This is a genomic window from Streptomyces sp. NPDC045678 (assembly GCF_056432085.1).
This window is the reverse complement of sequence record NZ_JBWKJS010000010.1, coordinates 95,155-112,991: the sequence shown is the minus strand read 5'-3', so window position 1 is coordinate 112,991 and position 17,837 is coordinate 95,155. Positions and strand designations below refer to the sequence as shown.

15 protein-coding genes are annotated in these 17,837 nt (G+C 72.7%); 7 read left to right on the top strand and 8 right to left on the bottom strand.

Going from position 1 to position 17,837, the window contains the following annotated elements:
- Position 1: 1 nt before the first annotated feature.
- Positions 2-1,513, bottom strand: coding sequence for an acyl-CoA synthetase (locus AC07DO_RS31595; RefSeq protein ID WP_479064423.1), 1,512 nt, complete (start codon positions 1,511-1,513; stop codon positions 2-4).
- Positions 1,514-1,631: 118 nt separating this feature from the next.
- Between AC07DO_RS31595 and AC07DO_RS31590 the strand changes: the two genes are divergently transcribed.
- On the top strand, positions 1,632-4,055 hold the full coding sequence (locus tag AC07DO_RS31590) for a penicillin acylase family protein (RefSeq protein WP_479064421.1): 2,424 nt from the start codon (positions 1,632-1,634) through the stop codon (positions 4,053-4,055).
- 32 nt (positions 4,056-4,087) lie between these two features.
- Here the strand turns inward: AC07DO_RS31590 and AC07DO_RS31585 are convergent, their stop codons facing one another.
- Together AC07DO_RS31585 and AC07DO_RS31580 are read right to left on the bottom strand one after the other, a co-directional pair.
- Positions 4,088-5,638, bottom strand: a complete 1,551-nt coding sequence (locus AC07DO_RS31585) for an acyl-CoA synthetase (protein ID WP_479064419.1) — start codon at positions 5,636-5,638, stop codon at positions 4,088-4,090.
- Positions 5,635-6,747: an NAD(P)H-dependent flavin oxidoreductase gene (locus tag AC07DO_RS31580; RefSeq protein WP_479064418.1), complete on the bottom strand. Its 1,113-nt coding sequence runs from the start codon at positions 6,745-6,747 to the stop codon at positions 5,635-5,637. Before AC07DO_RS31580 ends, AC07DO_RS31585 begins: the two co-directional genes overlap by 4 nt.
- Positions 6,748-6,874: 127 nt before the next feature.
- Here AC07DO_RS31580 and AC07DO_RS31575 point away from each other — a divergent pair, with 127 nt between their 5' ends.
- On the top strand, positions 6,875-7,327 hold the full coding sequence (locus AC07DO_RS31575; protein WP_479064416.1) for a VOC family protein: 453 nt from the start codon (positions 6,875-6,877) through the stop codon (positions 7,325-7,327).
- Between the two features lie 49 nt (positions 7,328-7,376).
- Entirely contained in the window at positions 7,377-7,715 is a 339-nt protein-coding gene (locus AC07DO_RS31570; protein ID WP_479064414.1) for a VOC family protein, read from the top strand.
- A gap of 18 nt (positions 7,716-7,733) precedes the next feature.
- Here AC07DO_RS31570 and AC07DO_RS31565 read toward each other — a convergent pair whose 3' ends face one another.
- Together AC07DO_RS31565 and AC07DO_RS31560 are read right to left on the bottom strand one after the other, a co-directional pair.
- Complete coding sequence (locus AC07DO_RS31565) at positions 7,734-8,939, bottom strand: beta-ketoacyl-[acyl-carrier-protein] synthase family protein (protein ID WP_479064412.1); 1,206 nt, start codon at positions 8,937-8,939, stop codon at positions 7,734-7,736.
- Positions 8,936-9,184 (bottom strand): acyl carrier protein, encoded by a 249-nt coding sequence (locus tag AC07DO_RS31560; protein WP_479064410.1) that lies wholly within the window; start codon positions 9,182-9,184, stop codon positions 8,936-8,938. Before AC07DO_RS31560 ends, AC07DO_RS31565 begins: the two co-directional genes overlap by 4 nt.
- A 108-nt stretch (positions 9,185-9,292) precedes the next feature.
- Here AC07DO_RS31560 and AC07DO_RS31555 point away from each other — a divergent pair, with 108 nt between their 5' ends.
- Positions 9,293-10,057 (top strand): 1-acyl-sn-glycerol-3-phosphate acyltransferase, encoded by a 765-nt coding sequence (locus AC07DO_RS31555; RefSeq protein ID WP_479064408.1) that lies wholly within the window; start codon positions 9,293-9,295, stop codon positions 10,055-10,057.
- 3 nt (positions 10,058-10,060) lie between these two features.
- On the opposite strand, the gene AC07DO_RS31550 is transcribed toward AC07DO_RS31555, so the two are convergent.
- Both AC07DO_RS31550 and AC07DO_RS31545 read right to left on the bottom strand, forming a co-directional pair.
- Positions 10,061-11,536, bottom strand: coding sequence for a hypothetical protein (locus tag AC07DO_RS31550; RefSeq protein ID WP_479064406.1), 1,476 nt, complete (start codon positions 11,534-11,536; stop codon positions 10,061-10,063).
- A 36-nt stretch (positions 11,537-11,572) separates the two neighbouring features.
- Positions 11,573-13,051 (bottom strand): alpha/beta hydrolase family protein, encoded by a 1,479-nt coding sequence (locus AC07DO_RS31545; protein ID WP_479064404.1) that lies wholly within the window; start codon positions 13,049-13,051, stop codon positions 11,573-11,575.
- 148 nt (positions 13,052-13,199) lie between these two features.
- Here AC07DO_RS31545 and AC07DO_RS31540 point away from each other — a divergent pair, with 148 nt between their 5' ends.
- Together AC07DO_RS31540 and AC07DO_RS31535 are read left to right on the top strand one after the other, a co-directional pair.
- Positions 13,200-14,552 carry a hypothetical protein gene (locus tag AC07DO_RS31540; protein WP_479064402.1) on the top strand — a complete coding sequence of 451 codons (1,353 nt, stop codon included), beginning with the start codon at positions 13,200-13,202 and terminating at the stop codon, positions 14,550-14,552.
- Between the two features lie 26 nt (positions 14,553-14,578).
- Positions 14,579-15,319 carry a bestrophin-like domain gene (locus tag AC07DO_RS31535; RefSeq protein WP_479064400.1) on the top strand — a complete coding sequence of 247 codons (741 nt, stop codon included), beginning with the start codon at positions 14,579-14,581 and terminating at the stop codon, positions 15,317-15,319.
- Here AC07DO_RS31535 and AC07DO_RS31530 read toward each other — a convergent pair.
- On the bottom strand, positions 15,310-16,890 hold the full coding sequence (locus AC07DO_RS31530) for a phytoene desaturase family protein (protein WP_479064398.1): 1,581 nt from the start codon (positions 16,888-16,890) through the stop codon (positions 15,310-15,312). The genes AC07DO_RS31535 and AC07DO_RS31530 overlap by 10 nt on opposite strands.
- A gap of 302 nt (positions 16,891-17,192) precedes the next feature.
- Between AC07DO_RS31530 and AC07DO_RS31525 the strand changes: the two genes are divergently transcribed.
- Complete coding sequence (locus AC07DO_RS31525; RefSeq protein ID WP_479064888.1) at positions 17,193-17,795, top strand: restriction endonuclease; 603 nt, start codon at positions 17,193-17,195, stop codon at positions 17,793-17,795.
- The last annotated feature ends 42 nt before the right edge of the window (positions 17,796-17,837 follow it).

Genomic DNA, 17,837 nt, shown 5'->3' with positions numbered 1-17,837 from the left:
CTCAGCCTGCGGCGAAACGATCCCGCAGTTCCCTCTTGAGGATCTTCCCGCTGGCGTTGCGCGGCAGCTCGTCCACGAAGAGGACCCTCTTGGGCGCCTTGAAGTGGGCGAGCTTCTTCCGTGCGTGGGCGATGAGTTCATCCTCGGTGACGTCCTTGTCGCCCCGTACGACGACGGCGGTGACCGCCTCGATCCAGCGCTCGTCCGGCAGCCCGATCACTGCCGCCTCCGCGACCCCCGCGTGCTCGTACAGCGCGTCCTCGACCTGCCGCGACGCGACCAGGACTCCGCCCGAATTGATGACGTCCTTCACACGGTCGACGACGGTGAAGTACCCCTCCGCGTCCCGCACCGCGAGGTCCCCGGAGTGGAACCAGCCGTCGCGGAACGCCTCCGCGGTCTCCTCCGGCTTGTCCCAGTACCCCTCGCACAACTGCGGTGACCGGTAGACGACTTCGCCCTGGGTCCCGTCCGGCACCTCCCGGCCGTCCTCGTCGACGACCCGCGCCTCGACGAAGAGCACGGGCCGCCCGCAGGAATCCATCCGCCCCTCGTGCTCGTCGGGGCCGAGGACGGTGGCGAGCGGGCCGATCTCGCTCTGTCCGAAGCAGTTGTAGAAGGCGAGCTCCGGCAGCCTCGCGCGCAGCCGCTCCAGGACCGGCACGGGCATGATCGACGCACCGTAATAGGCCTTGCGCAGCGCGCGGAGGTCGCGGTGCGCGAAACCGGGGTGCCGCGAGAGGCCGATCCACACGGTGGGCGGCGCGAAGAGGCTGTCGGCGCGGCCGCCCTCGACGAGGTCGAAGATCCGCTCGGCGTCGGGCCCGTCGAGGATGGTGCTCTCCGCCCCGACGGCCAGGTACGGCATCAGGAAGACGTGCATCTGCGCCGAGTGGTAGAGCGGCAGCGAGTGGACGGGCTTGTCGGTCTCCTCGAGGTCGAGGGCGGTGATCGCGCTGACGTACTCGTGGACCAGCGCCCGGTGCGAGAGCATCGCGCCCTTGGGGAGGGCCGTCGTCCCCGACGTGTAGAGCAGCTGCGCCAGGTCGTCGCCCCGGGGTCCGTCCCCGTCGTACGGCGCGTACGCCGAAGACCCCGCGAGCCGCGTGAGGAGTGAGTCGTCCGCGTCCCGCAGGGCCAGGACCGGCACGCCGGACGGCAGGCGTCCCGCGATGTCCGGGTCGGCGAGGACGAGGGAGCAGCCGGACTGCCGGACGATGTACGCGAGGTCGTCGCCGGTCAGGTTCTGGTTGACCGGCACGTGGACCAGGCCGGCCCGCGCGCAGGCGAGGAAGCCGATCAGGTAGGCGTCGGAGTTGTGGGCGTAGGCGCCGACGCGGTCCCCGTGGGTCAGGCCGCTGTCGCGCAGCGCGCCGGCCGCGCGCGACACGGCGGCGTCGAGTTCCTCGTACGTCCACGAACGCTCGCCGTAGCGCAGCGCCGTACGCCCCGGCGTGCGGCGCGCGCTGCGCCCGAGGACTCCGTCGACCGTGTTGTCGCGTACACCCGTCATGGCGTGATCCTCGGTCCCCGCATCGGCGGGGTCAAGAGATCCGTTCCGCGGCGGGGGAAAGTGACCGACCGCTTGGTACGCTCAACCGCCCCTTCCCGAACTCCAGTTGGGAGGCACGATGCGCATCCGCACAAGACGCACGACGGCCGTGGGAATCACCCTGCTGACGGCATTGGCCCTGCTCCCGTCGTCCGGCGCGGGCGCCGCGCCGAAGGACGCACACCCCTCGGGCGGTGGCCTGCACGCCACCATCCGCTATACCGAGTACGGCATTCCGCACATCCTCGCCAAGGACTACGCGAACCTCGGCTTCGGCACCGGCTGGGCACAGGCCGCCGACCAGGTGTGCACGCTCGCCGACGGCTATGTGACCGTACGCGGCGAGCGCTCCCGTCACTTCGGCCCCGACGCCTCGCCCGGTTCCGCGCTGTCGTCGGCGTCCACGAACCTCGGCAGCGACCTGTACTTCCGCGGTGTGCGGGAGGCCGGGACCGTGGAGAAGCTCCTCGCGCAGCCCGCGCCGGCCGGGCCGAGCCGCCGCACGAAGGAGCTGATGCGGGGCTTCGCCGCGGGCTACAACGCCTGGCTGAAGCAGAACCGCATCACCGACCCGGCGTGCGCGAAGGCCGGCTGGGTGCGCCCGATCACCGCTCTCGACGTGGCGCGGCAGGGCTTCGCCGTGCAGGTGCTGGGCGGGCAGGGCCGCGGGATCGACGGCATCACGGCCGCCGCACCGCCGACCGCCGCGCCATCGGGAGCGACCGGCCGACAGACCGTCCCCGACCCCCGGCGCACCGCGGATGCGGCCCGCGAGCTGTTCTCCTCGCAGGACGCCGACATGGGTTCCAACGCCGTCGCGTTCAGCGGAGAGACCACGGCGAACGGGAAGGGCCTGCTGCTCGGCAACCCGCACTACCCCTGGCAGGGCGGCCGCCGCTTCTGGCAGTCGCAGCAGACCATACCCGGCGAACTGAACGTCTCCGGCGGCTCGTTGCTCGGCACGAGCGTGGTCAACATCGGCTTCAACGGCGACGTGGCGTGGAGCCACACGGTCGCGACCGGCGTCACCCTGAACCTGCACCAGCTGACGCTGGACCCGTCCGACCCGACCACCTATCTGGTGGACGGCAAGCGCAGGAAGATGACGAAGCGCACCGTCACCGTGCCGGTCAAGGACGGCGCCCCGGTGACGCGCACCCAGTACTGGACCCGGTACGGCCCCGTCGTCACGGGCCTCGGCACCCAGCTTCCGCTGCCCTGGTCCTCGACCACGGCGTACGCGCTCAACGACCCCAACGCCGTCAACCTGCGCGGCAGCGACACCGACCTCGGCTTCGGCAGGGCACGCTCCACCGCCGGCATCCTCAAGTCCCTGCGCGAGACGCAGGGGCTGCCCTGGGTCAACACCGTCGCCGCCGACCGGCACGGTCACTCACTGCTCAGCCAGTCGCAGGTACTCCCCCGCATCACCGACGACCTCGCCGAGCGCTGCAGCACGCCGCTCGGGAAGGTCACCTACCCGGCCTCGGGTGTCGCCGTCCTCGACGGATCGCGCGGCGCGTGCGCGCTGGGCTCGGACAAGGACGCGGTGCAGCCCGGCATCTTCGGCCCGTCGCGGATGCCGACGTTGCAGAACGCCCCGTACGCGGAGAACTCCAACGACAGCGCCTGGCTGACCAATGCCGACCACCCGATCACCGGCTACGAACGGATCTTCGGCACGGTCGGCACGCAGCGCTCGATGCGCACGCGTGGCGCCGTCGAGGACGTGGCGGCGATGGCGGAGAAGGGGGATCTCACCGTCCGGGACCTCCAGCGCCAGCAGTTCGCGAACCGTGTCCCCGCGGCCGACCTCGCTACGGACGACACGGCGGAGGCCTGCGCGGCGCTGCCCGGTGGCACGGCAACGGGCAGCGACGGCAAGGCGGTCGACGTGCGCAAGGCCTGCGAGGTCCTGGCCCGCTGGGACCACCGCATGGACACCGACAGCCGCGGCGCGCTGCTCTTCGACCGGTTCTGGCGCAGGCTGACGGCGACCGTGCCCGGCGCGCAGCTGTGGAAGGTGCCGTTCTCGGCGGCCGACCCGGTGCGCACCCCGAACACCCTCGACACCGCGCTGCCCGGCTTCCGTACCGCGCTCGCCGACGCGGTGTCCGAGCTGACCGCGGCGGGCGCCGCCGTGGACGCCCCGCTCGGCGCGCACCAGTACGTCGTGCGCAACGGCAAGCGCATCCCGGTCTCCGGCGGCACCGAGTCCCTGGGCGTGTGGAACAAGATCGAGGCGAACTGGGACAAGAAGGCGGGTTACACGGAGGTCGCCCACGGGTCGAGCCACATCCAGGCGGTCGGCTGGAACTCCGGCGGCTGCCCGGAGGCCCGCACCCTCCTGTCGTACTCCCAGTCCTCCAATCCCCGCTCCCCGCACTACAGCGACCAGACGATCCTCTACGGCAAGGAACGCTGGGTGACGTCGCGCTTCTGCGAGAAGGACATCCTCCGCGATCCGGAGCTTGAGGTGGTGCGAGTGCGCGAACGGCGCTGAACCCCTGCCCTGCGGAGACCAGGGGGCGCGGCCTACAGGGCGCGCTCCCGTCCCTCCCAGTACGGTTCGCGCAGGCGCCGCTTGTACAGCTTGCCGTTGGGATCGCGGGGCATCGCCTTGATGAAGTCGACGCTCTTGGGGCGCTTGTAGCCGGCGAGGTGGTGCTCGCAGTGGGCGAGGATCTCCGCGGCCAGGGCGTCGTCGCCGGTCCGGTCCTCGGTGACCTCGACGACGGCCTTCACCTCCTCGCCCCAGTCGTCGTGCGGGATGCCGAAGGCGGCGGCGTCCGCGACGGCGGGGTGGGTGAGCAGTGCCGACTCGATCTCGGCGGGATAGATGTTGACCCCGCCCGAGATGATCATGTCGATCTTCCGGTCGCGCAGGAAGAGATAGCCGTCCTCGTCGAGGAGGCCGAGGTCGCCGACGGTGAAGAAGTTGCCGATGCGGTTCTTCTTCGTCTTCGACTCGTCCTTGTGGTACGAGAATCCGCCGGTGGACATCTTCATGTAGACGGTGCCGAGCTCGCCGGGGCCGAGGCGGTTGCCGTCGTCGTCAAAGACCGCCAACTCGCTGATGGGCCACGCCTTTCCGACCGTCCCCGGCTTCTTCAGCCAGTCCTGGGCGGTGGCGAAGGCCCCGCCTCCCTCGCTCGCCGCGTAGTACTCCTCGACGCACTCGCCCCACCAGTCGATCATCGCTCGTTTCACGTGGTCGGGGCAGGGCGCGGCGCCGTGGATGGCGTGCCGCATCGACGTCACGTCGTACGCGGCGCGTGTCGCCTCCGGCAGCGCGAGCAGGCGGTGGAACTGGGTCGGCACCATGTGCGTGTGCGTGCACTTGTGTACGTCGATGAGGCGGAGCATCTCCTCGGGCGTCCACTTGTCCATCAGGACCAGCGGGTGGCCGATGTGCAGGGCGGCGCCCGCGAACTGGAGGACGGCCGTGTGGTAGAGCGGCGAGCAGACCAGGTGGACGTTGCCGTCGAAGGGCTTGATCCCGAAGATGCCGAGGAAGCCGCCGAGGTACGACTCCTCGGGGAGCTTGCCGGACAGGGGGCGGCGGATGCCGCGGGGGCGGCCGGTCGTCCCCGAGGTGTAGTTCATGACCCAGCCGAGCGTGCGGTCGTCCGGGGCGGACTCGGGCTGTCCGTCGAGGAGTCGGGCGTAGGGGCGGAAGCCGGGTACGTCGCCGACGGCGTAGCGGTGGGTCTCGGACAGGCCCGCCTCGTCGGCCGCAGCGACCGCGGCGTCCGCGAACTTCTGGTGGGCGATGAGCACCTTGGCGCCTGAGTCGGAGACGATCCAGGCGATCTCGGGGCCGACCAGGTGGTGGTTGACGGGGACGAGGTAGAAGCCGGCCTGGGAGGCGGCCAGGTACGCGGTGAGGAACTCCACGCCGTTGGGCAGCACGACGGCGAACGCGTCCCCGCGCTCCAGGCCCGCGGCCCGCAGCCCGTGCACCAGCTGGTTGACGGCGCCGTGCAGCCGTCCCGCCGTCCACTCCTCGCCGTCGGGCGCCACGAGGACGGTGCGGCCGGGGTCGGCCGACGCCTGGGCCCAGAATCCATTCGGGGGTGTGCTCACGACTGGCCTTCCCTTCCCGCGATACGGATGACACGGTCGACGGCCCGCTCGAAGCCGCGCGTCAGATCGTCGAAGACGGCCTGGACGCTGCGTTCACTGTTCATCCGGCCGACGATCTGTCCGACCGGGGTGCCGAGCAGCTGCTGCACCTCGTACTTCTGGATCCGCGAGACCGCCTCGGCGACCAGCAGCCCCTGCAGCGGCATCGGCAGCGTGCCGGGGCCCTGCGGGTCGTCCCAGGCGTCGGTCCACTCCGTACGCAACTGGCGTGCGGGCTTACCGGTGAGGGCGCGCGAGCGAACCGTGTCACCGGAACCGGCGGCGAGGAGCTTCTGGGTCAGCGCGGACGAGTGCAGGTCGGCCTCCGTGGTGGTGAGCCACAGCGACCCGAGCCACACGCCCTGCGCGCCGAGCGCGAGCGCGGCCGCGATCTGCTGTCCGCTGCCGATGCCCCCGGCGGCGAGCACCGGGAGCGGTGCGACCGCGTCGACGGCCTCGGGGGTGAGCACCATGGAGGCGATCTCACCGGTGTGGCCGCCCGCCTCGTACCCCTGGGCGACCACGATGTCGATGCCCGCGTCCGCGTGTTTGCGGGCGTGGCGTGCGCTGCCCGCGAGGGCCGCGACGAGGACGTCGTGGTCGTGGGCGCGCCGGATGACGTCGGCCGGGGGTGAACCGAGCGCGTTGGCGAGGAGTTTGATCGGGTAGTCGAAGGCGACGTCCAGCTGGTTGCGGGCGACCTGCTCCATCCAGCCGGTGATGCGCCAGCCCGACGCCTCGCCCTCGGCAAGCTCGGGCACGCCGTGCTTGGCGAGGGTGTCCCGCACGAACTGCCGGTGCCCCTCCGGGATCATCGCCTCGACGTCGGCCTCCGTGACGCCCTCGACCTTCTTGGCGGGCATGACGACATCGAGCCCGTAGGGCCTCCCGTCGACGTGCTCCTCCATCCAGTCGAGGTCCCTGGCCAGCTCGTCGGGTGCCGTGTAGCGGACCGCGCCGAGCACCCCGATCCCGCCCGCCCTGCTGATGGCGGCGGCCACCGCGGGGAACGGCGTGAAGCCGAAGATGGCGTGCTCGACTCCCAGTCTCCTGCTCAGCTCCGTCTGCATGGGCGCAGGATGCCGCAGCGGCCCGGACGAGGGAAGAGATTTTCTGATGCAGTGTCAGATCCACTCGGTTTCCCCGGCACCCGCCCACCCCCTGGCCCCGCGCGCCGCGACAGCCGATCATGGACGGATGGCTGCCTTCTACCACGTGTGCTTCGCCGTCCCCGACCTCGAACAGGCCATGCGCGACTTCCAGCGCTCCGCCGGTGTCGAATGGAGCGCGCCCGTGTCCGACCGGCTCGGGGCATGGGACTACCGGATCGTCTTCACCTCGGGCGGGGCTCCGTTCATCGAACTCATCGAGGGCGCTCCCGGCAGCCCGTGGCACACGGAGGACGGGGCCAGATTCGACCACATCGGCTTCTGGTCGAGCGACATCCGGGTGGGCTCCCGGCGCCTGGAACGGGAGGGCTTCCCCGTGGACTTCTCGGGCTGCCCCCACGGACGCCCGTTCGCCTACCACCGGATGGACAGCATCGGAGCGCGCGTCGAACTCGTCGACGTCAGCCGCCAGCAGGCCTTCCTCCAGGCGTGGCATCCGGGCGGGCCGCCGATGCCGGCCATCGTGGAGACGGCTGAGTGAGCCGCGCTTTCGACACGCGGCCAGGACCGGCTCTTCCTACGATGGCGGCATGTCCCTCGATCTGTTCTCCGGCATTCCGGTCAGCGACTACGCCTCGGCCCTGACGTGGTACGAACGCCTGCTGGGCGGCCCTCCCACGTTCTCCCCGAACGACGTCGAAGCCGTCTGGGAGCTCGCGGAACACCGCTACCTGTACATCGAGCACCTCCCCGACCACGCGGGCCACGCCCGGCTCACCGTCTTCGTCGGCGACTTCGACGAGCGCGTCGCGCAGATCACGGGCCGCGGCCTCGCCCCCGTCCGGCGGGAGACGTACGCGAACGGCGTCCGCAAGGCGACGTACCGCGATCCCGACGGAAACGAGATCGGTCTCGGGGGCGCGCCGTAGGGGTTCACGGACCGGCGCTCACTCCCGGGCAAGGACCACGACCGCGTTGTGCCCGCCGAAGCCGAACGAGTTGCTGACGGCGATGTCCGAGGACAGGGGCCGGGCGCGGTCGGCGACCACGTCGATGTCGAACGCCGGGTCCGGGTCCGTCAGGCCGGCGGTGGGCGGGACGAGGTCCTCGCGGAGTGCGAGGACCGTCAGCGCGGCCTCGATCGCGCCGGCCGCGCCGAGCGTGTGGCCGAGGCTGCCCTTGGCGGAGGTGACGGGCGGCCGGTGCGGCAGGACCCGGGCCAGGAGCGCCGCCTCCATCGCGTCGCCGCGCGGGGTCGACGTGCCGTGCGCGTTGACGTGACCGACCTCGCCGGGGGCCACGCCCGCCTCGGCGAGCGCGGCGCGCAGGGCCCGCTCGGCGTGGCGCCCTTCGGGGTGCGGGGCCACGAGGTGGTGGGCGTCGCTGCTCGCCCCGTACCCGACGAGCCGGGCGAGCCGGGGCGCGGAGCGGGCGGCCGCGTGCTCGGGGCGCTCCAGGATCAGGGCGCCCGCGCCCTCGGCGATGACGAAGCCGTCGCGGTCCCTGTCGAACGGGCGCGAGCACCGGTCGGACAGCGCGCGGAGCTGGGCGAAGCCGGTCACGACGAGAGGCGTCACGGCCGCGTCGGCGCCGACGACCACGGCGATGTCGCACTGGCCGGAGGCGAGCAGGTCGCGGGCCGTACCGAGAGCCGTGGCCCCCGAGGCGCACGCGGTCGCGACGTTCAGGGTCGGCCCGGTCACGCCGAGGTGCAGGGCGACGGTGGCGCACACCATGTTGGGCAGGTAGCCGGTCAGGAAGTACGGGGAGACGCTCTCCGGGCCGTCCGACGCGAGGCGCGATGCGGCGGTGCGCTGGGTGTGCATCCCGCCGACGGAACAGCCGGTGACGACGGCGACGCGCGTCGGATCCCACTCCGCCGGGTCGAGCTTGGCGGCGTCCAGGGCCTGGGTGACGGCCGCCAGACCCATACGGGCCCCGGGGTCGAGGTGCGCGGTACCGGGCTGCCGGGGGCGCAGCGCGTCCATGCCGTCGACACGGCAGCTCAGGGAGACCGGCAGGTCCCGCAGGTCCGGGTCGGGTCCGGCGGTCGCGCGCCCCGCACGGACCGCGGCCCAGGTGCTGTCCGTGTCGTGCCCCGCGGCGGTCACCAGGCCGAGGCCGGTCACCGCGACGGTGACGTCCCGCGTCATCCGGCGCGGCGCTCGTCGACGCGGGCGGTGAACTCGGCGAAGGTGAGCTCCCGCAGCTCGTCCTCGGTGGCGTCGACACGGAGTTCGTCCTTGAGCGTGATGGCCATCTCGACGACCATCAGCGAGTCGACGAGCAGTTCGGTCATCCGCGCGTCGGGGCGCACGGCGGCCGGGTCGACGTCGAACCTGTCGATGAGCAGGCCGGTGATCAGATCCGCGGTCGCGGGTGACGCAGAGGTACTCATGGCGGGCCTTTCTGAACGGCGCACGGAATTCGGGCGCTAGGAAGAGAGACCACCTCAATGGCACCTTTAGTCTTGCGGTGACCCATTTTCAGCTGAAAGTGGGATCTTGTGACCGAAGCGAACGCGGGACCGCGGACCGACGCCCCGGCCGGCCTGCTGGACGACGTCGGCATCGATCTGCTGGACGGCGTGCTGGGGTGGCTCGCCGACGACTACCTCCGCGTCGAGGTGTCGGGCCTGGAGAACGTCCCGCCCTCGGGGCCCGCACTCATCGTCGCCAACCACTCCGGCGCCTGGGGCCTCGACGCGTTCGTCCTGCACAAGCTGCTGTACCGGGAGTTGCGCAGGCCGGTGCACGTCTACGCCTCCCCCGTGGTCTTCCGGCTGCCGGCCGTGGCCGCGTACGCCCGCAGGCACGACGTGTTCACCGACGATCCGACGCTGGGCCGGGACCGGTTGCTGGCGGGGCACCTCGTCGCCCTGTTCCCCGAAGGGCTCGGCGGGGTCGGCAAGTCCTTCTCGCAGCGCTACCGCATGCGCCCCTTCAGCCCCGCATTCGCGGTGACCGCGGTGCGGACCGGCGTGCCGGTGGTGCCCGTGTCGATCGTGGGTGCCGAGGAGACGTTGCCGAAACTCGGTGAGCTCCGGTCGCTGGCCCGGCGGTTCGGCCTGCCGTACTTTCCCGTCACCACACCGCTGCCGCTGCCTTTCAAGTGGCGGATCAGCATCGGCGAGCCGATCCCTGCCCCGGCCTGCGCCGCGTCCTTCGCCGCCCGTGCGGCAGCCGTGCGGGACCTGTGCGACGAGGCGTGGTTCACGGTTCAGGGCATGGTCGACCGGGACCGGCGCCGCAGGGCGACGCCGTTCCGGTAGCGGTCAGCTCGCCAGCCATTCGGCGGCCCGGCGGGCATCGGCTGCCGCCCGGCCGCAGCGCTCGGCGTGGGCGAGGAGCGTCATCCGGCACTGCTCGCCGAACGCGTCGCGGTTCCAGCCGGACTGCCGCGCGCAGTCGGTGAGTTTCCTGGCGTGCTCCTCGAGGCTGCAGGCGCCCGCCTCGGCAGCGGCGGCGTAGTGGGCGGGGCTCTGTCCGGCCGCGGGTGCCACGTACCCGTCGACCGCGGGGCGGGCGGCCAGGTCGGCTGCCGCGTGCGCGTCGTCCGCGAGGGCGAGGCGCAGGGACGCGGCGGGCAGGTCGGCCGGCAGCGCGTCGGGGGTGAGGTGCGGGGCGAGTACTACCGGTTCGGCGTGCCGGGTGAGGGCTCGGACGAGTTCCGTGGCGGTGAGAACGGCGAGTTCGGCGGCGGCGCAGGGACCCGGTGCCGCGCACAGGGAGGCCGACGGGTCGTGGCTGCCGTGCCCCTGCGCCTCGTCCAGGTCGCGCAGCCAGGCGGTGGCGCACAGGATCTCGGTGCCCGCGTCGACCGCCATGCCGTGCCAGGTGAAGGGGGCGCGCACCTCGTGCAGGCTTGCGGCCAGCGGCGGATAGCGGCGCAGGGCCTCGCCGACGGCCCGCTCGGCGCGGTCGGTGCCGGGCATCAGCGGCTGCACCGTGAGCAGCGCGAAGGCCTGCGGCACGGTGTCGGCGAGTGCCCTGGTGAGGGTCTCGAGCACGTGCTCGACCACGGCGTCTCTCGTGTCCTCGGCGACGTCGTCCCCCGCGTCGGCGACGCCGTCGCGGAGCGACCCGGCGAGTCCGCCCGGGTGCACTGCATGGACGTACGCGTCGAGACGCCGGCGCAGCGCGGCGGAGCGGGCCGCGTACTCGGTGCTGTCCTCCGCCCGGGCCACGGCTTCGAGGATGGCGCTGATCAGGCTGTCGTCGGCGGCGTCGGCCCCGAGCACGATCCGCCGCGCGAGGCGGGCCGTGAGCGCACACCAGTCGTCGCGGGCGACGCTGCCGTCCGTACGGCGTGCCGCGCAGATCTCGGCGGCCTCCTGAGCGGCGGCCTCCCGCACCTGGGCGCGCACCGCGCCCAGAGCGACGGGCAGCGCCGCATGAGGCGTCACCCGAAGGCGGCGCCCTTCCGCGGTGAGGGCGGTGACGGTGCCCCGGGCCCCGGCTTCCTCGGCCCGGTCGATCAGGCCCGCGGCGTCGTCGACGTTCAGGGGCATCAGGAAGGTGCCGAAGGCGGTGCGCAGCCGGGTCGGTCGCCCGCCCGCGGTGCGCCGCAACTGGGCGAGGACCTGCCGGGTCAGGCGCTGCCGGGTGAACGGTTTGAGTCCGAGGGCGCGTGCCGGGGCGTCGATCCAGGAGACGCGCTGGGCCGCCAGCGCGGCGCTGATCAGGGCGCTCTCCAGGGGCCAGGCCCTCGGCGGGCGGCGGGAAGCGGTCGTGGTGTCACTGGCGTTCATCGCCGGTCTCCCTCTGGGGTCTGCTGGAGCGCGGCGTCACTTGTCGCGCACCAGGTAGGGCTGGTTGCCGACGATCTCGCCGTCGTAGCGGGTGATGAGCTCGTTGACGCGGTCGCGGTACGGCACCTCGCCTCGGCGGAGGGTGTCGGCGTACGCCTGCGGGGCGTGCGAGAGCGGATAGTCGTACGTCTCGTCCAGCCAGGCGCACTCGATCCAGCCGGCCGGGGTGTCGTTCGCGGAGGCCGGTCCGCGCCCGTCGAGGCCGGGGATCACGTCGTGTTCGTTGACGAGGCTGACCACTTGCGTGGTGGGGTCGACGGGTCGTTTGGTGTCGATGGGCGAGCCGACGGTGAGCACATGGGTGAGCCGGTACGTGGACACGAAGTCCAGGTCGCAGGCCAGGTTCATGGCCGTGATGCCGCCGAGGCTGTGCCCGACGATCATCAGCTCGGCGCCCTCGGGCACACCCGCGCGGACCAGCACCTGCCGCGCGGAGCGGCTGTACGTGGTGTCGGTGCGCAGCAGCGCGTCGAACGCTCCGACGAGATCCTGCGGGGTGCTGTTGCTCAGCCGCCCGAAGCTGGTGCCGGGCAGCAGCAGAACGTACCGCGTGGCGCCGTCCGTGCAGTCGATTCTCCGCAGCAGGGCGAGTCCGTGGTTGCCGAGGGCGGAGATGTCGTCGATGTAGCGGACGATGTCGTTGCCGGACCGGGCCAGGACGCGGGCCAGCATCGCGTCGGCGTCGCAGCGCTCCGCCCGCCCGGGCCCCGGGTTGAGATGCCTGATCAGTACGGAGGGCAGGCCGAACAGCGGGTCGGTGGTGGGTACTCCGCCGGTCAGGGTGACCCAGGCGAAGCTGTCGTTGGTCGGGTTCTCGTCGAGCAGCCCGGCCAGCGCGAGCAGTTCCATGACCACGGGGCTGATCGTGGTCAGGGTGCGGGTGACGCCGAGGAGTTCCACCAACTCCCGCGCGGCGCGCAGCGCTTCGATCCTGCGCCCCGCGACGACGGCGTTGGTGAGCCGCTTGGCGAGCGGCGCCGCGAGGCTCGGGTGTTCAAGGGCGGCGGCCTCGATGCGCATCGCGAAGGCGTCCACGGCCATGGCGACGCAGGCGGGCCGCCGGCGCGCCACGGCTCCCAGGGACCGGACGGTCTCACCGACCAGGCCGCCGTTGGCGGCGAGCCCGAGCCCGGCGGGGTTCGACATCGCGCGGGCCGCGGACAGCGCGGTGCCGAGGGCCCAGGCGGGGCGCCGCAGCGCCTGCAGCCCGACCCGCCAGCTCGCGCCCGCCACGGTGAGCTCGGCGCCGGTCCTGCGCGCGGCGAGCGCGGCGTCCGCGAGCAGGATCGAGGCGGCGACGAGCAGCTCGGGATCGGTCTGCTCCAGCTGGTCCCGCGATACGGGGTGCTGCTTCCGTACGAGAAGCTCCTGCCGCACAGGGCTTTCTCCCCCCTCGGGCTCTTCTCCCCGTGCGGGGATGGCCTCGTCGACCGCGTCGGCTGCCCGGGACGTCATCCCTGCCACCTCTTCCCTGAGGGTCACTCCCTGCAGTAGACCTGCCTCCGCGCCGGTCGGCAGGGCCGCTGCCGCCGCTCAGGTGAATCACCGAGCGTGCGCGCGCGCCGGGGTCGACGACCGCCACGTCCCGTACCAGCATCCCGGTGTGATCATCGGGAAAGCAGGCGCGGGACCGGCGCGGGCGCGGTGGCTGCTGGTCGGCCTTCTCCTGACCGGCGGCTGCTGGTCGGCCGCCGGGCCCTCCGCCGCCGACGGCCCCACCGCCAACGGTCTCGCCCTTCAGGTCACGGTCAACACCCGCCCAGGGCTCGGCGCCCTCGATCCCGGTATCCGGACCGGTGCCACGGTCGTGAAGTCGTACCGCCTGATCAACCGCGGTGGCGCCGACCTGCACAACGTACGGGTGCACGACCCCGCCATGCCCGGTGCCGCGATCCGCTGCCCCGGCGGTCTCGACCGCGTGCCGATGCTGGCGGGGCTTCGCTCGGCGTACTGCACGGCGACCACGGCCGCACGCCCCGGACCCTGGGTCGGCGACGTACGGGCGGTCGGACAGCAGCCCTACCTGCGCGCGATGGTGCAGGCGACCGCACGCTCGGGGTACGCCGGGGTCGGCGCGGCCCTCGGCCTGACGGAGACGGCGCGCGTGACGGGACCCGACCGGGCCGAGGTCCGTTACGTCGTGGCCAACCACGGCAACAAGCCCGTCCACGGCGTACGTGTCACGGACCCGGCGCTGCCCGCGGAGCGGATCGGCTGTGCGGGGTCCGCGCAGCCGGTCGTCACCCACCTCGCCCCCGGCGCGCGGGCCACGTGTGTCACCGTGGTGCGGCGCGCACCCGGTGCGTACGAGAGCCGGGGCCAGGCCGACGGCAGCGACCTGCTGCGCACGCTCGACGCCCGCGGCGGCGCGGTGGCGCCCCCGCGGCTGACGGCACGTTCCTCGGCGCGGTTCACGCTCCGCGCGCCGCCGCCACCCGTCGCTCGCGTGCCGCGGCCTCCCCGGCCGGCGGCCGTGGCACCGCGGCGCCCGCCCGCGGGGCCGCCCCCGGAGCGACCCCGCGTGGCGCCACCGCTTCCCGGCCCCCCGGTCATCACCCTCTTCCCCCTGCCACCGCCGCCGCCGGGCATCGCGGCGCCGGTGCTCGGCCCCGTCGGGCCCGCGCCGCCGCCCGGAGCGGGGCTGGCTCCGGGAGTGGTCCCGCCGGGCGCGGTTCCACCAGGTGCGGTTCCGCCGGGCGCCGTGCCACCGGGGGCCGTGCCACCGGGTGCGGTGCCGCCGGGGGGCCTGCCACCGGGGGTGGCCCGAGAGCAGGCCCAGCCGCCCAAGAAGGACGAACGACGTGCCGAACGGCGTACCGAACCACGGCGCTCCCTGGCCGGCCGCTTCATCCGGCGCGACCGGACCCCCACCGGGCTCGGCATGCTCGCCGCGCTGCTCCTCATCCTGCTCCCCGCAGCGATCGCGGCCGCCGTGTTCGGCTCGCGCAGACTCTGACCGTCCGCAACGAATCGGGACCGCCGATGATCGAGAGTTTCGCCATCGTCCTGGGCGTCGCCCTGCTCGCCGCAGCGGGCGTCCTGCTCAAACACAGGCTCTGGCCGCTGGGCCCCGACGACGAACCCCGCGAGGACGTGGCGGAGTACATCTCGATGATGGTCAGCGTGCTGTACGCCCTCGTCCTGGGCCTCGCCCTGGTGTCGGTGTGGGACGCCAACGCGGGCGCCGAGGACCACACCGCCACCGAGGCCAGCGCCGCCCACCAGATCCATCTGCTCGCGCCGGGTCTGCCCGCCGGGCAGGCCGACCGGATGCGCGGCGAGATCGAGTCGTACGTCCGGCACGTCACCGACACGGAGTGGCCCGCCATGGCCGAGCGCGCCCCGCTCGGCACGACGGGCTGGCAGCTGCTCGACAAGGTGCGCGCGACGGCTCAGGTGCCGACCGATGCCACGCCGGCCCAACAGGCGACGGGCCAGGAGACGCTGGCGCAGCTCAGCGTCCTGGACGAGGCACGCCGCGGACGTGAGGCCGACTGCGCGGAACAACTGTCACCGGTGATCTGGTTCGGCCTGATCGTCGGCGGCGTCCTCACCATCGCCTTCATGTTCATGTTCGGCGTGCAGCGCAGCTTCACCCACGTCGTGATGGTGATGGGCCTGTCCGGCCTGATCGCCTTCACCGTCCTCCTCATCTACCAGCTGGACAGCCCCTTCGACGGCCTGTTCGCCGTGGACGCGACCCCGTTCACGCGCTACTTCTGACCGGCCTGACCGGCATCCGGCTCCGACTCAAGCACCGCCATCGCGGCGTTGTGCCCGGGGATGCCGCTGACGCCGCCGCCGCGCACCGCGCCCGCGCCGCACAGCAGGACGTTGGCGTGCCGGGTCTCCACGCCCCAACGTCCCGATCCCTCCTGGGCGTAGGGGAAGGCGAGGTCGCGGTGGAAGATGTTGCCGCCGGGCAGCCTGAGGTCCCGCTCCAGGTCCAGCGGGGTCTTCGCCTCGATGCAGGGGCGGCCCTGCGCGTCCAGGGCCAGGCAGTCGGCGATCGGCTCGGCGAGGTGCGCGTCGAGCTGGGCGAGGGTGGACTTCAGGAGTTCGGCGCGCGCGGTGTCGTTGTCGTCGGCGAAGAGCCGTGCCGGTGTGTGCAGACCGAAGAGGGTGAGGGTCTGGCAGCCGCGTTCGACGAGGTCGGGCCCGAGGATGGTGGGGTCGGTCAGCGAGTGGCAGTAGATCTCGGAGGGCGGCGCGGCGGGCAGCGTACCGGCCGCGGCCTGGGCGTACGCGGTCCCCAACTCACCGTATCCCTCGGCGATGTGGAAGGTTCCGGCGAAGGCCTCGCGGGGGTCGACGGACGTGTCGCGGAGCCGCGGCAGCCGTTCGAGCAGCATGTTGACCTTGAACTGGGCGCCTTCGGCGGGCTCGGGCAGGTCGTCGCCGAGGAGCCCGGCGAGGGCCTCCGGTGAGGCGTTGACCAGGACGTGGCGTGCGGAGGCGGTGTGTTCGGTGCCCTCCGTCCGGTACGTCACCTCGGCGTGCCGCCCGTCCGTGTCGATCCGCGTGACCTCGCACCCGGTGCGCAGCCTCGCCCCCGACATCCGCGCCGAGTCGGCGATGGCGGAGGTGAGGGCGCCCATGCCGCCGACGGGCACGTTCCAGTCGCCGGTGCCGCCGCCGATGACGTGGTAGAGGAAGCAGCGGTTCTGTCGCAGGGACGGGTCGTGGGCGTCGGCGAACGTGCCGATGAGGGCGTCGGTGAGGACGACGCCGCGCACCAGGTCGTCGGCGAAGCGCTCCTCGATCGCGGTGCCGATGGGCTCTTCGAAGAGGGTGCGCCACGCGGTGTCGTCGTCGACGCGGGCGCGCAGTTCGGCGCGGCTGGGCAGGGGCTCGGTGAGCGTGGGGAAGACGCGGCGGGCGACCTCGCCGGTCATGGCGTAGAACGCGCGCCAGGCGTCGTACTCGCGCTGTCCGCCGGTGAGCCGCGCGAAGGCCTGCCGGGTGCGCGCCTCACCGCCGCCGACGAGGAGGCCGGTGGGGTGGCCGCCGCGCTCGGTGGGGGTGTACGAGGACACGGTGCGGGTGCGCACCCTGAAGTTGAGGTCGAGGTCCCGGACGATCTTCTTGGGCAGCAGGCTGACGAGGTACGAGTAGCGGGAGAGCCGCGCGTCGACCCCGGGGAAGGGCCGGCTGGAGACGGCGGCGCCCCCGGTTCCGGAGAGCCGCTCAAGGAGCAGCACGGATCGTCCGGCGCGGGCGAGATAGGCGGCGGCGACAAGGCCGTTGTGGCCACCGCCGACGATGACGGCGTCGTACGCATCACGATCGGGCATGGCTCTTCCTAGCACGGGGCGCGCGGCATTGCGGACCGGTCGCCGCCCGTGGCGCACCGAACCGCGGGCACCGGGCCGCACCCCGGCAACGTCCTCGACATGACCGAGCGACAATATGAGCACGCTGATGCTCTCGCCTTGGCCGCAAAGTCCTCTTGTCGCCCGCGGGCGGGCACTCCACACTGCGGGGCAGGGGAGATGGGGAGCTGATGGCAGCAGCACGGCGACGGCGTCGGCCGTTACGGAAGAAGACGCGTCGGCAGGTGCGGTTCTGGGGCAGCGCGGCCGTGGTGGTCGCCGCGATGTGGGCGGCCGGGAACTGGGCGAGCGTGTGGCCGGTCCTGCTGGCCGTGCTGGTCGTGGCCGTACTCGGTGGCTCCGGGTACGGGCTGTGGCAGGCGCACCGCCTCGCCGTCGGCAAGGACCGGGCGTGGCGGCTGGCGGAGGACGCGCGGGCACGGGAGCTGTCGATGAGCGAGGTCGACACGCTCTCCTGGCAGGACTTCGAGCGGTACGTCGCGGACCTGTGCCGCCGGGACGGCTGCACGCGGGTCGTCGTCAGCGGGAAGCGCGGTGACCTGGGTGCCGACGTGATCGGTTGTCTCGCGGACGGCCGCAAGCTGGTGATCCAGTGCAAGAAGTACGCGCCTGAGCGCAGCGTCTCCTCCCAGGACATGCAGAAGTTCCTCGGCACGGCCCGCAACGAACACGGCGCGGACGTCGCCCTGTTCGTCACCACCTGCCGCAGGTTCACGGCAGCCGCGCTGGACCTGGCGGTGCGGCACGACATCGTCGCGGTCCACCGCGATCTGCTGGGGGCGTGGGTCAAGGGCGCCCGGCTGGACAGCCTGATCCCCCTGAACGGCCACGGTGACGGCCGCGCGCAGCGCCGCTCCCCCGCCTGAAACGGTCACGGTCCGCGGTCCAATTGCCTTGGGTCCGGGGCG

Bases quoted from the DNA above. Each gene is read 5' to 3' on its own strand.
- AC07DO_RS31595 (WP_479064423.1), bottom strand. From the start codon at position 1,513: ATGACGGGTGTACGCGACAACACGGTCGACGGAGTCCTCGGGCGCAGC.
- AC07DO_RS31590 (WP_479064421.1), top strand. From the start codon at position 1,632: ATGCGCATCCGCACAAGACGCACGACGGCCGTGGGAATCACCCTGCTG.
- AC07DO_RS31580 (WP_479064418.1), bottom strand. From the start codon at position 6,747: ATGCAGACGGAGCTGAGCAGGAGACTGGGAGTCGAGCACGCCATCTTC.
- AC07DO_RS31575 (WP_479064416.1), top strand. From the start codon at position 6,875: ATGGCTGCCTTCTACCACGTGTGCTTCGCCGTCCCCGACCTCGAACAG.
- AC07DO_RS31570 (WP_479064414.1), top strand. From the start codon at position 7,377: ATGTCCCTCGATCTGTTCTCCGGCATTCCGGTCAGCGACTACGCCTCG.
- AC07DO_RS31565 (WP_479064412.1), bottom strand. From the start codon at position 8,939: ATGACGCGGGACGTCACCGTCGCGGTGACCGGCCTCGGCCTGGTGACC.
- AC07DO_RS31560 (WP_479064410.1), bottom strand. From the start codon at position 9,184: ATGAGTACCTCTGCGTCACCCGCGACCGCGGATCTGATCACCGGCCTG.
- AC07DO_RS31550 (WP_479064406.1), bottom strand. From the start codon at position 11,536: ATGAACGCCAGTGACACCACGACCGCTTCCCGCCGCCCGCCGAGGGCC.
- AC07DO_RS31545 (WP_479064404.1), bottom strand. From the start codon at position 13,051: ATGACGTCCCGGGCAGCCGACGCGGTCGACGAGGCCATCCCCGCACGG.
- AC07DO_RS31535 (WP_479064400.1), top strand. From the start codon at position 14,579: ATGATCGAGAGTTTCGCCATCGTCCTGGGCGTCGCCCTGCTCGCCGCA.
- AC07DO_RS31530 (WP_479064398.1), bottom strand. From the start codon at position 16,890: ATGCCCGATCGTGATGCGTACGACGCCGTCATCGTCGGCGGTGGCCAC.
- AC07DO_RS31525 (WP_479064888.1), top strand. From the start codon at position 17,193: ATGTGGGCGGCCGGGAACTGGGCGAGCGTGTGGCCGGTCCTGCTGGCC.